Here is a 16,069-nt window from a genome sequence, read left to right on the forward strand (position 1 = left end):
TTATTTGTCTGCTTTCTACATGAGCAACCTATTATATAAGAGGTAAGCCATGCTACTATTTAGGTAGCTATACATAGCATCTACCAAACGAAACAACCCATTATCAAGGATGATAAATGACAAACTCTGACGTTGCCTTAGACATGGACGACTTTCTCGTTATTAGAAAAGACGATAGAAAAAGTGGCGTGGTCACTCTCACCTTAAACCGACCAAAGCAATTCAATGCCTTATCCGTTGAGCTACTCTCTGCGCTACAAGTGGAACTGGATAATATCGCGCAAGATGACAATATCCGTGTAGTCGTCATTGCAGCAAATGGTAAAGCGTTTTGTGCTGGTCACAATCTAAAAGAGATGCGCGCACATTCAGATGAAGCCTTTCAGCGCGCCCTATTCCAACAATGCAGTCACATGATGCTCACTATTAACCGTATGCCACAAGTCGTGATTGCAAAAGTGCAAGGTATCGCGACAGCAGCAGGGTGCCAACTGGTCGCCGCCTGTGATTTAGTCGTTGCCTCTAATGAAGCCAAATTTGCCACTTCAGGGATAAACGTTGGACTGTTCTGCTCCACGCCTGCCGTTGCTGTCAGTCGCAACCTACCTCGTAAGCAAGCGTTTGAGATGCTCATTACTGGTGAGTTTATCGATGCACATACTGCCTTGCAATATGGATTGATTAATCGAGTAGCGCCAGCGGGACAATTAGAGCAAGTTTTGCAGTCTTTAATCACAGCTATCACCGCCAAATCTCCAGTAGCGGTAAGAACTGGCAAAGATATGTTTTATAAGCAATTGAATATGAGCGTCGAAGATGCTTACGACTATGCCAGTGAAGTAATGACTTGTAATATGATGGCAGACGATGTGAGTGAAGGTATTGACGCTTTTATTGAGAAGCGCCAAGCGGTATGGAAAGGATGCTAACGGTTTGACGAAAATACTCTGACTAAAGAAAGATGACGTTGCTATTATTATGAAGCCATCAAAGCGCCCACAATCATAAATGCAACGGCTATGAGTGATCTCAAAAATGGTGAACTGCACTCTGCCCAGCGAGTGATAATAAAGTATAAATTGGCAAATGGAAGAAATAGATATAACAGCCCCCACAGTACCGACTCTTGGAAGGCTATAATAATTAACTTAATACTATAAATAATGCACATGATGCTTGCGATGACAAGTAAAATAACGCCTATGAATTCCACGTGAATTTCCTCAAAATGTTCAATAAGAAACAAACTATTATTAATTTAAAAAGACATCGAAAATATAACTACCAGCAGTTCGCTTAGCCATTAATGCTAAAAAAATGATGGTTTTGAGAGACTGTTTATTATCTCAGAACTGTTGCTGGCGTATAATAACAGGTAACACAAAAAATTCATAATTTTATAAGACATAAGTTGAATAAATATAGTCTAGTTCGCTTTGGTAATTTATAAAAATAGATTCACAACCAAATCATAAGACGATAAAAAAGGCCATGATATCGCTATCATGGCCTTTTTTATTTAATACGGATACTACGGGCAATCTATTACTCAGCAGCGATAGCTATCATCTCAACCAATAGCTCAGGGCGTGCTAGGGCTGACTCGCCACAAGCACGTGCTGGTGGCTGAATGCCTTCAAAAAAATTGTCATAGACTTCATTCATAGCAGCAAAGTCTGCCATATCTTTGATCCAAACCGTTACTGATAGTAGTTTTGATTTATCACTACCCACTTCTTCTAACAACGTTTGGATTTTTTCCAAACAAGTCAATGTTTGCGCTTTGATATCGTCTTCTGCATTACCTACCTGACCACATAAATAGATAGTCTGGTTATGAATTACAGTTTTGCTCATACGTTGATTGCTATGCAGCTTCTTTATCATGTTATATACCTTCAATTTATTAATTTAAGTCTGTGCTAAATCTGGCAAATACGCTGTTAATTAGAAAAACGCTGGGCACTGAATGGCGCAACATCTACTAATAATGGCTTGTCATGAATCATCTCTTCAACCAGACGCCCTGTCATAGGCCCTAAAGTAAAGCCTTGATGACTGTGACCAAAGGCAAACCATAGTTTTTCATGCTTGTCTGCAGGACCAATAACTGGCTTCATATCAGGCATACAAGGACGCGATCCTGCCCATGCTTCGCTCTCAACCGCATCTTCTAATGGTAAGATTTTGCGAGCCAGCTTCAGAACCGTTTTTAATTGACCAAAGTTCTTTGGTGCATCCATCGTGGTCATCTCAGCACCGGTCGTGATACGGATACCCTGCTGCATTGGGCCCATCACAAAGCCTTTGTCCATATCAAACATACTGTGATTGATGGTATTTTTTTCTGTTACTTTGAAATGCTGATGATAGCCACGCATTGGGAACAATGGCAGATTATAGCCAAGTGGCTTGATCAAATCGTTCGACCATGGACCTGCTGCGATGACCAATTTGTCACTATAATAAGTGTCATTATCAGTAATGATTTTCCAACCTTCACCGTCTTGTACGATTTCTTTTACATCGCTCTCTTTAATTGTACCGCCCATCTCTTGGAAGTTTTTCGCATAGGCTTTTACTAGCGAGCTTGGGTTCGATACTTGCCAAGAGTTTTTCCAATGAATCGCACCAACGAAACCTTCAAAATTAGCGCTAGGCTCCATGGCTTTTAGCGCTTCAAGGTTTAGTACGTTATGCTCAACGCCTTGATTGCGCGCATCAATGGCTGATGCTTGTGCTTCTTTAAACGTCTCTTCAGAACGATGCAATTGCAACCAGCCGTCACGAGTGATTAGTTCGTCAGCACCAGATGCTGAAATCATTGTCTGATGCTCACTGGTACAATGCGCGATCAGTGTCTGCCATTCTGATTCTATTTTTTTGACCGAAGCGGGCGTAGAGTATTTCCAGTACTGTAGCAGCGCTTGATGGTAACGCAAAATTGCTGGGATACGATAGCGAATATCAGTACCTTGGTTCGGCAATACTCGGATCATCTCAGTCAGTTGACGAGGAAAAGGATGGGTATGAATGGCTTCGCGCTGAATCAATCCTGCATTGCCATACGAGGTCTCTGACCCTGGCAACTTCTTGTCTAACATCAGTACTTTTGAATTATTTTTTTGTAAATGCCACGCGACTGACGTGCCAACCATACCTGCACCGATAACGATCACTTCATAGCGCATAACCTATCCTTTTCTTATGGTGTTAATACAAAGTATCAAATATGAGGGTCTAACGGAATAAGGTGGTAATAGTAACGCATTGAGCTGAATATTAAACCCCAATCTCATAAATATTTTTGCTATTAAATACTTTTGGTTATAGGGTTTTAAAGAAAGTATTTTTGATAGGAATAATGAGAGTTTGGTTGATAAAATAGTAATGATTAGCCATCATTTTTAAAAATACTAGATGCGACTTAGTGCTATCAATTTCTGTGCTATAGTTTGGTCTTTTTTCAATTTAGAAATGATCAGCCGCCTAAGCATTTTAATTATAAAATTTGATAAACAGTATTTATGATGTGCCAGTGAGGTCAGGGCTAATATTTTGATGATTTAGAAGGTTTAACAAATGAGTATTTACGCACAAAGACTGGCCTCTCAAATTGAGTTCATCAAGCAGTGTGCTTTGATGAAAAAAGCGCCTACTCAAGATTTTGCTAAACACAGTGATTTCACTTGTACTGAGGAGCAATTATTAAGCTTGCCGGGTATCAACCTTAACATCACCGACGATACCTCAGAGGACGTTTGGCTTCGTTTAGAGCGATTGCGTGAAAACTCAGCACCTAAACCCAACAGCGCACTGTTAGCACATTGGTTAAAGTTTCCAGCTAAGTTTAGCGAGCAGCCTTCATTAAAAGAAAAAACATCTGTGCAATCATTCATCGATGATGGTCTTTTGTCCTCGGGCGCTACAGAGGTATTCACTCCGTTTGAAGTTGAAAATAATCATAAAAATGAATCGTTAGAAGTAGATGAGCCATTACAGGCAGAGGTTTACTTAAAAGACTTTCCTGACAGAGCATCTCTACAAGATGAATTTAACGATTACCTCAAAAGCATTTGGCAACCTTGGCTAGAGCAAGAGAAACTCGTTCGCCAAAGCATTGCTTTGTATTCTAGCCTATTCATGCTGAATCAACAGCTTCAGGGCAATCTCGCCGATGCGCAGCTAGAGCTGGTATGGGGTGTAGGGGTTGCCCTACGAAAAAGCACGGACGACGAGAAAAATAGCAAGCAGATAAAGTACCCCCTATTGACACAATCTGTTGAAATTACCTTAGATCAAAAAACGATGGCATTACTTATCAAGCCTACCTTATCTGCTCCCACGCTTGAAACGGAACCGTTTTCTATAGAAGAAAATCAAGGTTTGGCCAAACTATTAAAAAACAGCAAAGACTTTTATGATTCAGAAGATGTGTCATTAAGTCCTTTTTTGCCAAGTAGCTATGAGCCTATACTAAAATCAGCCGTCACTTTGCTTGACTCCTCTGGCGCTTATCAGCCAGATCATACTATTGCAGATGATCGAAAAATCCCTAAAGCGCAAAACAACCTGATTGTTACTAACACATGGGTCATTATGGCGCGTCCTAGAAGTAACAATATTTTTTTGCAAGACTTAAACAACTTATCCATTCAGCTAGAATCGGTCACTGATATCGATTTGCCGAGCGCCCTTAAGGCAATGCTGACAGAGCCTGCTACAGAAAACAAAGAATATATACTGCCTGCTTATCGTGGTTTGTCTATGGTGAGTGGCAGCGATAGCTATATCGGTACGCCAGCCGAGCTATACTTCCCCAAAGCATTCAACGATGAACAAGTACAAATCATACAGCAGTTGGATGTCCACGATGGAGTCGTCGTTCAAGGCCCACCCGGTACAGGCAAAACCCATACTATTGCCAATGTCATTTGTCATTACTTAGCACTTGGCAAGCGGGTACTGGTCACGTCGATGAAAGACCCTGCTCTAAAAGTACTGCAAGGACAACTGCCTGAATCTATTCGCCCTCTCGCCGTTAGCCTACTGACCAGTGAAAACGAAGGGTTAAAGCAGTTTGAACATACCATCAAAAAAATATCGAGCGAAGTGTCTAGTATCAATCGCGAGGCCTACAAAAAAGACATTGTCATGTTTGACACTCAAATTGATACCATCCATGCACAGTTAGCCAGCACTGATCATAAAATTACGGCTTGGGCACGGTTAAACCTTGATGATATCACTATCGACAATGAAACGATCAAGCCCATAGATGCTGCGACTGAGGTTGCTCAAAACAGACAGCTTACCGAAAGCTTTCCCGATAAGTTGGGTATCGAAGAGACCTTTAAACCTCGATTTACTCATGCTGATATCACAGCGCTAAAAGATGCAAGAGTAAATCTCCGCAATGATTTGGGTTATCTTAATAAAAAAATTCCTGCGGTTGCAGACATGCCGCCTACCAACGCTATCAAGCAACTTCATAAGGATTTGAGCTATCTCAATGAGTCGCAAACAGCTGAGCAGCAAGGAGAACTACCAAGCTTAATAAATGACAGTACTAGTACGATAAATATTGCTCAGGAAATCACTGCCAGTACATCTCGTTTGACTGACCTGCTACAAAAGATTGTAACGGCTGGCCAGAATTGGACGACGGATATTCAGCAGCATTTAGCTAATAAAACTAAGCAAGACATCATCGGCCACCTCACTATACTAAACGATGAAATCAAAGCCATTTTTGATGAGAGAACGATTTATTTAACCAAACCTATTGCGATGACTGATGATTTTGATAAAAATCCAGAGCTCGTTGACGCGGTTAAAAACTTATCTGAAGGCAAAAAGCCATTTGGTCTCGCTGGCATTTTTGGTAAATCTGCTGAGAAGAAAAGCCTTGAGTCTATTACAATAGTCTCGTCAGCGCCATCAAGTACGGCAGACTGGCAGTATATATCCAGCTTTATAACGTTTAGAAAAAAATCTCAAGCGCTTATCCTTCGCTGGAATGCTTTATCAAATGAGCTGTCCTTACCGATATTTGAAGTATCGCCCAATAATCTGTCTGCGTTACATTCAGCCGTTCATCTATACGATGAAATCGTTGCTAGTCACAACTTGCAGCACAGTATCAAGCAGGCGTTAAGCACTATATTTATAGATTGGGGTGTTATCTCTACAGCACCTTATAACAAAGATATTTTGACTGAGATTGAAAGTGTTCTTAAACAACATTTAAAGAGACATAATCTGGCTGAAAGTCTCACGTTAAAAGAGACCTCACTCAATAACCTTGCTGACTGCAAAGGCACTATCAGTGAAAAAATGACGGCTTTTGTCACTCAAAATATTGGTGACCCGAGTTTATCTGATGATGAATTACAAGCAGACTATCAAGAACTGCTTAATGAGCTGCAACGAGTAAATAATCTTGCAACAGACTTACAGACAGTCGCTGACGTTACCCAACTCATTGAAGATAACGGTGCACCGCTTTGGGCAAAGAAATTGCGTTATGAACCTCATAATAATTCTCAAGACACCTTGGCATCAGATAACTGGCAGCAGATTTGGCGAATTGCTAGATTGACTAGCTTTATAGACAGCATCGATGGTCGCAAGGAATTGGTGCAACTGGCCAAAACTCGTGGCAATTTAGAAGTAAACTTAGTCAGACTCTATCAAGAAGCCATCACTAAAAGAGCATGGCTAAAAGTTGCAGAAAATGCGACGCCAAACGTGAGAGCCTCTTTAGAAAAATACCGCTCTGCCATTATGCGTATCGGTAAGGGAACAGGCAAAGGCGCGCATTATTATCGCCGTGAAGCGCGCGAAGCTTCTGCGGGAGCAAGTGCTGCTATTCCGTGTTGGATTATGCCGCATTATCGTATTTCTGAGTCCTTGCCAGCAGAATTCGGCAGTTTTGACTTAGTTATCATCGATGAAGCCTCTCAATCTGATTTAACAGCATTGCCAGCCATCATGAGAGCCAAGAAAGTGTTAATCGTTGGTGACGATAAGCAAGTGTCACCAGAAGGCGTAGGTCTCGATATCGAAAAAATTCGCAATCTGATGGCACAGTATCTGAGCAATCAAGTCCCTGTTTATCGCTCACAGATGTCGCCTGACCGTTCAATCTATGATTTATTTAAAGTCGTTTTTGCAGATAGCAGTGTGATGCTAAAAGAGCACTTTCGTAGTGTTTCGCCTATTATTGAGTTCTCAAAACGTGAGTTTTACAATCATGAGCTCATACCACTACGCAAAGCCAAACCTTCAGAACGCTTGGACCCTCCATTAATTGACGTATACGTTACTGATGGCTATCGAATTAATTACTCGGATATCAATCCTTCAGAAGTGAGATTTATCGTCGATGAAATCAAAACAATCGTTTCTGACCCAGCTTATAAAGGTAAAAGTATCGGTGTGGTTTCATTGCTAGGTAATAAGCAAGCGCATAGCATTATGGAAGCACTCAACAAAGAACTGGATGAGGCTCTCATGACTACTTTTGATATCGCTTGCGGTGATGCTAGAACCTTTCAAGGTAAAGAGCGCGATATCATGTTTTTGTCATTGGTAGTGGTACCCGGAGCGGCCCATGCACAAACGAGAGATACCTTCGCACAGCGGATGAATGTCGCTGCTTCAAGAGCGCGCGATAGAATGTATTTGGTACGCAGTATTGAACTGGATGAACTAAGCCAAGCTGACCATTATCGCGCTGAACTCATCAAACACTTTCAAGCGCCATTTATGCAAGACGAAGAGCAAGTAGCTGACTTGCGTGATAAATGTGAGTCACCCTTTGAACAGGAAGTCTTTGATATTCTTGTAGAGAGAGGTTATCGAGTCACCCCACAGGTGAAAGCAGGTGCATACCGAATCGATATGGTAGTAGAAGGTGAAAATGATAATAGCCTAGCTATCGAGTGTGATGGTGACAGATATCATGGACCTGATAAATGGGACAGCGACATGCAGCGTCAGCGTATTCTTGAGCGTGCTGGCTGGAAATTTTGGCGCTGCTTTGCCTCCACTTTTGTCACCCGTAAAGATGAAGTCATTCAAGATTTATTATTAGAATTGGAAGGTTTAGAGATTTATCCAATAACTAGAGACACTTCCTATCGCAGCTCATACGTTGAGTCTAGAGTCGTCACTACGGTTGAAGAACCCATACTCGATATTGAAGCTGAGACCTAGACATTTATAGCCTGCTAGATACTCAGTTCATAGCGACTATCATAATTATCTTAAGAAAAATCCGTCTTTTATCAAAGCACGGATTTTTCTGTTCTTAACTATATTTGAATTTAAATAATTCCGATACGAGGAAGCCGAGTGCAAGCTATACATTAGTATGGTTATCGAGGCTGACGATGTAGCTGATTTATATGAACTTGACTATACTTAAACTTAAAGAATCACCATTCACTACAAGCCACTATTTTACCTAGCTTGTTAATGCAGACAGACGTACCATCACTTTTCTCTTCTATCTGCGCTGTACCATTATTAAAATTGAAATACGTTGCACCAAAAGAAGTAACGCTCATCCTCTGTACTTTATCGTCCGAGAACTTGAAAGGAATGACAGTTCTATTGGCACCATCTATGAAGCCCCAACGATTACCTTTACGCACGCCAGCGAGCTGCTCACTAAAAGGTCTTATTTCATCATAAATGAAAGGGACAGCAACAGCTCCCGTCTTGGTAACAAACCCCCATTTATCATCTTTAATTACACCGAGCAGACCTTCATGAAAACCATAGTGTCCACCCAAATGACCATCCAGACCGTCGTATTGCGGGGCAACAACTTCTTTACCGTTAGTGTCTATAAGACCCCATAACTCCGTATTAAAGTCATAAACAGGAGCCCTGTCATTGCTAAAAAAATCCATCATGGCGTAGTTATTTTCAAAACTGAGAATAACTTTATTGTTAGTATCGATGACACCATATGCACCATCTTTTACAACGACAATTTTACCTTGATAAACAGGGTTTGCCCAAACCTCATTATATTTATTATTAGGATCTATTAAGTTGTCGTAAATAGTAGGTACGACCAGTTTACCTTGTTCGTTGATATAGCCGACTTGATCGTTTTTTAAAACAGGAAAAAATCCATCGCTGTACAACCACGCCTCAACTTTATCAAAATCTTTGAGACTAGCTGTTACTTTACCTTTTATATTGAGTAACGCTTGTGGACGATAATCGTCATCATAAGCAACAAATAGATGCTTATTATCAGTACATTGAATATTTCTATAGTGACTCGTCGGCGGCATACAGTCCTCAACAGCTAAAGCAGGAAAACTACTTATTGAAGCAATAATTGGGACTAATAAAGCTTTAGCTATTTGCTTATACAAAACCTAATACCTCGAAATATTATTACTGTGAATTCGATAAAACACTACCACCACACTGGATCATCACTCTCTTCTCTCACTTGTTTAGAAGTTTCTACCGTCACCTCATCAGCAGACAGCTCAGCGATAAACCGCGATGGCTTGTCAAAATACCCTGAATAACTGGCAAAGTAATCAGGTGCCGTTAGATACAGTCTGCTCTTGGCGCGACTACAAGCAACGTAGAATAATTTTCGTTCTTCTTCTAGCTCCTCAAAATCATCCAAAGAGCGATAGTGCGGCGTGATACCATCGACCAATGAGTTAACAAACACCACTGGCCACTCCAGCCCTTTGGCACTGTGAATGGTCGAAATAGTCACTTTATCTGTGTCATTATCCTCTGGTTTATCCATGGCTGCGACCGAATCATTAGGCGGATCGAGTGCCAAATTTTCTAAGAAGTTATCAAGGCTACTGTGTTCTATTGCCAAATTTTTGAGCACACGAAAGTCCTCGTTGCGCTCTCGCCAATTTTCCTCAATCGTTTTTAGGATGGGAACATAAAACGCTAAAACATGCTCGATGACTGTCTCGACGGATTCAGCCTGATTTGCCTTAGTCAGCGTATTATATAAAGGCTCAAGCTGTGCACTTTTTTTAGCAAACTTTGGCGTGAGTAGTGGCTCAAAGGAGTTGTCATCGGCATTAATCGCTTGGGTCAAACGCGTCGCGGTGACCGTCCCCACGCCTTGGAACAAGGTCAAAATACGGTGCCAAGCAATCGTATCATTCGGGTTGTAGAGTACTTTAACAAAAGCCAAAACGTCTTTGATATGTCGCCTTTCAATAAACTTAATACCGCCCACCACAATGAATGGAATATGACGCTCCATAAACTCTAGTTGCACATAGTTAGATTGAAACGACGTGCGGCACAGTACCGCAAAATCATTGTAATCATAATCCGACTTTAGCTCGATGATTTTTTCGGCGATATACTTGGCTTCTTTTGTCTCGTCACTTAAACGGCTAAATACTGGTTTTTGCCCAATTATTGATGCGCCAGAGTACAATTTTTTTTGATAGCCTAGCGTGATCTGCGCTGACAGAGCATTGATATAATCCAAAACAGCAGGCGTACTGCGATAGTTTTGCTCGAGCTTAATCAGCTTGGCATCGGGATAGGTCTCACCGAATAACAGAATGTTTTCGTAATTGGCACCGCGGAAAGCATAAATACTTTGATTGTCATCACCGACTACCATCAGCGAGACCGACTCAGATGCACCAATCAAATCTATCAGCTGCTTTTGCGGAATGTTGGTGTCTTGATATTCATCAACCATGATGTAGCGATATTGGTTTTGTAGCATTTGGCGAAAGGTATCATTCGTCTTCAAATGGCGCACGACCTGACTGATAATATCGTCAAAATCGTAGAGATGATTGGCACGCTTATACTCATGAAAATCGACCGCCAATTGTTCGATAATAGGAATATGCACGGCGATATCAGGATAACTGCTTTCGATTAAATCACGGATATGAATACGTCTATTCCGAGAGCTAGAAATAATATTTTGCAGTGTCTTTTTGCGCGGGAATGCTTGGCTCTTATTTTGCGCGGGATACTTTTTTTCTTTGTGAATTAAGTCGATGGCATCTTCGCTATCGCCCGTGTCTAAAATCGTAAATCGCGGATTGATGCCCAATAAACCTGAATACTGACGCAGCAGCATGTTGCAGAATGAGTGAAAAGTACCACTGGTAATACCGTTGAGCCGTTTATCCGTTGGCAGCTTATCCTTTACCAAGTCTTCATCAGACTGTTTATCAAATAAGGTATTCGCAAGTAAAGTTGTGGCGCGGCTTTTGATTTCATTGGCGGCTTTACGCGTAAAGGTCAGTAGCAAGATGCTTTTGGGCGTGACCCCGTTCTCTAACAAATAACTGGTACGGTACGTGAGCGTTTTGGTCTTGCCAGAGCCTGCACCAGCAATGACTAGCACCTTGCCGTCGATAGTTGTGGCTGCTAATAATTGGTCAGGATTTAATTCACGAGCGTAGTCTACTTTTAATCCTAATTCACCATTCAGCCTTTCATTTAACAGCTCAATATTTGCAGCATTATTAGCATCGATTAAATTTGCCTCTAGCTTTTTAATCGCCTGCTCAAGTCGTGCCAGCTTAGGCTTAATTTCCATGAAATTCTGGGGATAGTTATAGCTGCGCGTGTCAAAAATCGTGGTAGTCATTATAGGATTTTGCCTTTCATTTTATTTTATTTTAGCAGCCTTTATCGATACGGCGCATTTATCATTTATACCTAGGGCGTGTCGTCAATTAGCACATTCATACATTTAGTGTTCATAATGAGGACTGCTCGTACAGTGTAGCGAGTCGTAGGCGCTTACCTGTCATACGCCTACAAGCCAAACTATCGTTTTATAGCACAGCTTACCATAATCGATAAAACAGCAAAATTGCCAGTAATGACCAAACTCAAAATCTCAGTATACAATACAACAACCTCACCCCTATTCAGGTAAATTTGCTACAATATGCCCAATTTTGATTTATCATTTAACCAATCTTTATACCAACTGATTTTATTATTATATTGAGAGAATGTTATGGGTTTTAATTGCGGCATCGTCGGCCTACCAAACGTGGGTAAATCCACTTTGTTTAATGCGTTGACCAAAGCGGGTATCGCCGCTGAAAACTTTCCATTTTGCACCAAAGATCCCAACACGGGTATCGTACCAGTACCTGACCCACGCCTAAAGAAACTGGCTGATATCGTTAATCCTGAACGCGTATTGCCAACGACGATGGAGTTTGTGGATATCGCAGGTCTAGTCGCAGGCGCATCAAAAGGCGAAGGCATGGGCAACCAGTTCCTAGCCAACATTCGTGAGACTGATGCGATTGCGCACGTCGTACGCTGTTTTGATGATGACAACGTCGTCCACGTTGATGGTCGCGTCAGCCCTATTGATGATATCGAAACCATTAATACTGAATTGGCATTGGCAGATTTAGAAGCCGTTGAGCGTGCCATCCACAACCAAACCAAGAAGGCTAAAGGTGGCGACAAAGACGCGCAAGCATTGCTTGATATCTTCAAAAAAGTTGAGCCTTTATTAGCAGAAGGTAAAGCGGCACGCGCAGCGAACCTAGATGCTGATGAGAAAAAGCTCATCAGAAGTTATGGTTTAATCACCCTAAAACCAACCATGTATATTGCCAACGTCAGTGAAGATGGCTTTGAAAACAACCCTTACCTTGATGCAGTACGCAACTATGCGACTGGCGAAGATTCTATCGTTATCGCTCTATGCAACCAAATCGAATCTGAAATCGCTCAGCTTGATGAAGACGACAAAAAAGACTTCCTAGCTGAGATGGATATGCTCGAGGCCGGTCTTGATCAAGTGATTCGCGGTGGTTATGACTTGCTAGATATGCAGACTTACTTTACTGCTGGTGTTAAAGAAGTGCGTGCTTGGACGGTTGCAGTTGGCGCAACGGCTCCGCAAGCTGCTGGCGTGATTCATACCGATTTTGAGCGCGGTTTCATTCGTGCTGAAGTCATTGCGTATGACGACTTTATCGAATACAACGGTGAAAAAGGCGCAGCTGCCGCTGGCAAATCACGTTTAGAAGGCAAAACCTATATCGTACAAGATGGCGATATCATGCACTTTAGATTTAACGTGTAGTTTTAAGCAGTACATCCTGTCTGATAGTTAATAAGCCGATGTTGGAAACTCTCCATCATCGGCTTTATTTTATCTTAATATTGTTATATTATAACATATCTTTACTTTATTATTTGAGGACTTATACTGTGACTGACTATTTCTCTTTTTCTAGATTTGCCAGTGTTGCGCTTGTAGGAAGTATCATGACAGGCTCTCTATTGGGCTGTCAGCCTAATGCAGAAAGTGATACTGTAGTATCCGAAGAAGTAACACCCGTAGACGATCACGCTGAACATGCTCATGAAGAGCACGAAGCTATGGAACAAGGTCATGAAGGACACAATCATGAAAGTCATAGCCACGAAGAAAGCGCGCACGCAGGCCACGATCATGCAGAACATGCCGGCAACAGCACACCATTCTCTTGTGAGCCTACTGCTACTATCGGCGTGTCCTACCATGATGATACTACACCACAGACAGTGCACCTACTGATCGATGGTATCGAATACGATTTGACCGCTACCTCTGATAGCGACGCCAGTACTGAAAAAACCATCTATACTAGTGATATCGGATTGGATAACACCCATGGCATCATATGGCAAGTAAATGGTGACAAAGCAACGTTGCGAAATAAAACATTGGGCAGTAATGTGGCTACCGAAGAGGAAGAAGTGCTTTTCAACTGCCAGAAATCTTAATGTAGTTCTCTGACTATATATCTGTACCAAAGGCGCTATTTTGCTATGCTAGAGGCTCCCTTGGTTTCGGATGTTTCAATATGCTAACTACTCCAACCTCTTTGCCGTTTCCTACTACGCAATGGTCTCATCTCCTCAACTCGCAGCGTCTTGGTGGTGCCAAAAAGTTTAACGCCAATACGAGTACTCGCTCTCAGTTTCACAAAGACTACGACAGACTGGTATTTTCGCACTCCTTTCGGCAGTTGAATCAAAAAACCCAAGTCCATCCATTAACCAATCAGCTCGGTATCCATACACGTCTGACTCATTCGCTTGAGGTCTCCTCTATTGGACGCTCTTTAGCAATGATGGCAGCAGAAAAGCTCCATGATAAATTGGCCAGCGGTCTACCAGCAGGCGTATCGCCAGCCGATGTCGGTGTCATTGTACAAGCCGCCTGCCTCGCTCACGATATTGGCAACCCGCCTTTTGGTCATGCAGGAGAATACGCCATTCGAGATTGGTTTAGGCAGCCTGACCCTCAAGCGATATTACAAAAGTTAATTAGCAACGAGCGCTTGGACTTGCTGGCCTACGAAGGTAATGCACAAGGGTTTCGACTGTTGGCGCGTAATGAGCACCACCCTGATAAAGGTGGTATGCGTCTCACTTGTGCAACGCTAGGCGCTTTTATGAAGTATCCGTGGCTTGCCTCTCACAGCAACGATGTCAATGATAAACACCACCATCAAAATGTACAAAAATTTGGCTGCTTTTATAGTGAGTCAGCACAATTAGAAGAGCTGGCAGCTTGCTTAAATTTGCCGCGCTCAGAGCAACACGACGGTTTTGCGCGTCATCCGCTGGCTTATTTACTAGAAGCGGCAGACGATATTTGCTATGCCTTGATCGATTTAGAAGATGGTATCAATCTCAATATGCTGACCTATAGTGAGGTTGCCGCCATATTTTATGAGCTGATTGGTGAGCGCCCTAACAGTATCAATCTGCCCGTACACATGTCTGTCAGGCAGAGCTTAGCGTCATTGCGAGCCCGTGCGATGATGCGCTTGGTCAATACCGTGACCGATGCTTTTGTTGCCAACAGTGATGCATTGCTGGCTGGTACACTACAAGGCAGTCTATTTACCCATTGTGATGCAAATGTGCAAAATGGCATCTTGCAGGCCAAGCAATTGGCACGTGAGAAAATATTCAATCACCCAAGCAAAGTACGTATGGAATTGATGGCCAATCAATGCTTGCACCGATTATTAGACGCCTTTATACCACTGGCTTGGACAAACGCAAAAGCTACCCCTATCTCCTTTGAGCAGCAGCGCCTACTCATGTTGTTACAGCCACATCTTGATGAGCATCGGCGGATATTATCAGATAATGTCTATCACAATATCTTAAATATATTGGACTTTATCACTGGGATGAATGATCATGAGGCGTATCGATTGGCACAAGAGTTACAAGGCCATTGGGGTACGATGGTTTAAAAGACCCGTGCAGGTCTAGTAAATTAACACAAGTTGCGTATTTCAGTCGTATTTTTACGCTGAAATGAGTATGATAAACCCTTATTGGACAATTTTGAAATATTATGAGCAGTCGCGAACAAAAGAAACTTCAAACTCGGCACGCCTTTTTTAACGCCGTCCTTGATTTATGTATGACAGGGCAGTCTTTTAGCTCAATCAGCCTCCGGCAAGTAACGCGTGAGGTTGGCGTGGTGCCGACCGCATTTTATCGGCATTTCGATGACATGGAATCGCTTGGTCGAGCATTGGTGGTAGAAGAGCTAGGCGGTACGCTGGCGATCCTAAGCGATAGCTTGCAAATTGGGCGTAAACGTAGCTTTGATCGCCAAATTGCTAAGAGCATTCAGCTGTTCTTGTATATGGTCAGTGATCAGCCTTATTACTGGCAATTTTTAGTCAGTGAGCGCTACGGTGGCTCAGAAGCTGTACGCAAAGCCATTAACGAACTTGTCAAAAAACATGCTCAAAGCTTGGCTGATGATTTAGCGCTACAGCCTGCTTTTACTCATATCAACGCCTATGACCGTCGCCTACTGGCTGAAGCTGGGGTAAATATGTTCTTTTCTTGGATTATCGATTGGTTGGAGCTGACTTATACTGAAGACCATGATGATGAAATCGATCTGAATGAGATTGAAGAAAATAAACAGCTGATGCTCCATAATTGCACTCGCCAAGCACAGATGTTGTTTTATGGTGCTTATAACTGGAAATCTACGGAAGAGACGCACTTAGGAGATTAGGTG

10 protein-coding genes are annotated in these 16,069 nt (G+C 42.2%); 6 read left to right on the plus strand and 4 right to left on the minus strand.

Annotated features, from left to right (window positions below; translation table 11 throughout):
• Window positions 1-116: 116 nt before the first annotated feature.
• Entirely contained in the window at window positions 117-929 is an 813-nt protein-coding gene (locus tag I3252_RS03635) for an enoyl-CoA hydratase (protein WP_226950200.1), read from the plus strand.
• A gap of 616 nt (window positions 930-1,545) precedes the next feature.
• On the opposite strand, the gene I3252_RS03640 is transcribed toward I3252_RS03635, so the two are convergent.
• Both I3252_RS03640 and I3252_RS03645 read right to left on the minus strand, forming a co-directional pair.
• Window positions 1,546-1,884, minus strand: coding sequence for a RidA family protein (locus tag I3252_RS03640; RefSeq protein WP_045452271.1), 339 nt, complete (start codon window positions 1,882-1,884; stop codon window positions 1,546-1,548).
• A gap of 59 nt (window positions 1,885-1,943) precedes the next feature.
• On the minus strand, window positions 1,944-3,191 hold the full coding sequence (locus I3252_RS03645) for an FAD-binding oxidoreductase (RefSeq protein ID WP_109590201.1): 1,248 nt from the start codon (window positions 3,189-3,191) through the stop codon (window positions 1,944-1,946).
• A gap of 391 nt (window positions 3,192-3,582) precedes the next feature.
• Between I3252_RS03645 and I3252_RS03650 the strand changes: the two genes are divergently transcribed.
• Complete coding sequence (locus tag I3252_RS03650) at window positions 3,583-8,220, plus strand: AAA domain-containing protein (protein WP_238034253.1); 4,638 nt, start codon at window positions 3,583-3,585, stop codon at window positions 8,218-8,220.
• Between the two features lie 221 nt (window positions 8,221-8,441).
• On the opposite strand, the gene I3252_RS03655 is transcribed toward I3252_RS03650, so the two are convergent.
• Together I3252_RS03655 and I3252_RS03660 are read right to left on the minus strand one after the other, a co-directional pair.
• Window positions 8,442-9,398, minus strand: coding sequence for a WG repeat-containing protein (locus I3252_RS03655; RefSeq protein ID WP_193009362.1), 957 nt, complete (start codon window positions 9,396-9,398; stop codon window positions 8,442-8,444).
• Between the two features lie 44 nt (window positions 9,399-9,442).
• A complete protein-coding gene (locus tag I3252_RS03660; RefSeq protein ID WP_238034254.1) occupies window positions 9,443-11,635 on the minus strand; it encodes an ATP-dependent helicase in 2,193 nt (730 codons plus the stop codon).
• 378 nt (window positions 11,636-12,013) lie between these two features.
• Here I3252_RS03660 and ychF point away from each other — a divergent pair, with 378 nt between their 5' ends.
• The 4 genes from ychF (at window position 12,014) to I3252_RS03680 (ending at window position 16,066) form a co-directional block, all read left to right on the plus strand.
• Complete coding sequence (ychF, locus tag I3252_RS03665) at window positions 12,014-13,105, plus strand: redox-regulated ATPase YchF (RefSeq protein ID WP_238034255.1); 1,092 nt, start codon at window positions 12,014-12,016, stop codon at window positions 13,103-13,105.
• 185 nt (window positions 13,106-13,290) lie between these two features.
• A complete protein-coding gene (locus tag I3252_RS03670) occupies window positions 13,291-13,791 on the plus strand; it encodes a hypothetical protein (RefSeq protein ID WP_238034256.1) in 501 nt (166 codons plus the stop codon).
• Between the two features lie 80 nt (window positions 13,792-13,871).
• On the plus strand, window positions 13,872-15,281 hold the full coding sequence (locus tag I3252_RS03675; RefSeq protein WP_238034257.1) for a deoxyguanosinetriphosphate triphosphohydrolase: 1,410 nt from the start codon (window positions 13,872-13,874) through the stop codon (window positions 15,279-15,281).
• A gap of 104 nt (window positions 15,282-15,385) precedes the next feature.
• Entirely contained in the window at window positions 15,386-16,066 is a 681-nt protein-coding gene (locus I3252_RS03680) for a TetR family transcriptional regulator (RefSeq protein ID WP_045446867.1), read from the plus strand.
• Window positions 16,067-16,069 lie beyond the last annotated feature (3 nt).

Source organism: Psychrobacter sp. Ps4, assembly GCF_022129285.1.
Taxonomy (GTDB): domain Bacteria; phylum Pseudomonadota; class Gammaproteobacteria; order Pseudomonadales; family Moraxellaceae; genus Psychrobacter; species Psychrobacter immobilis_A.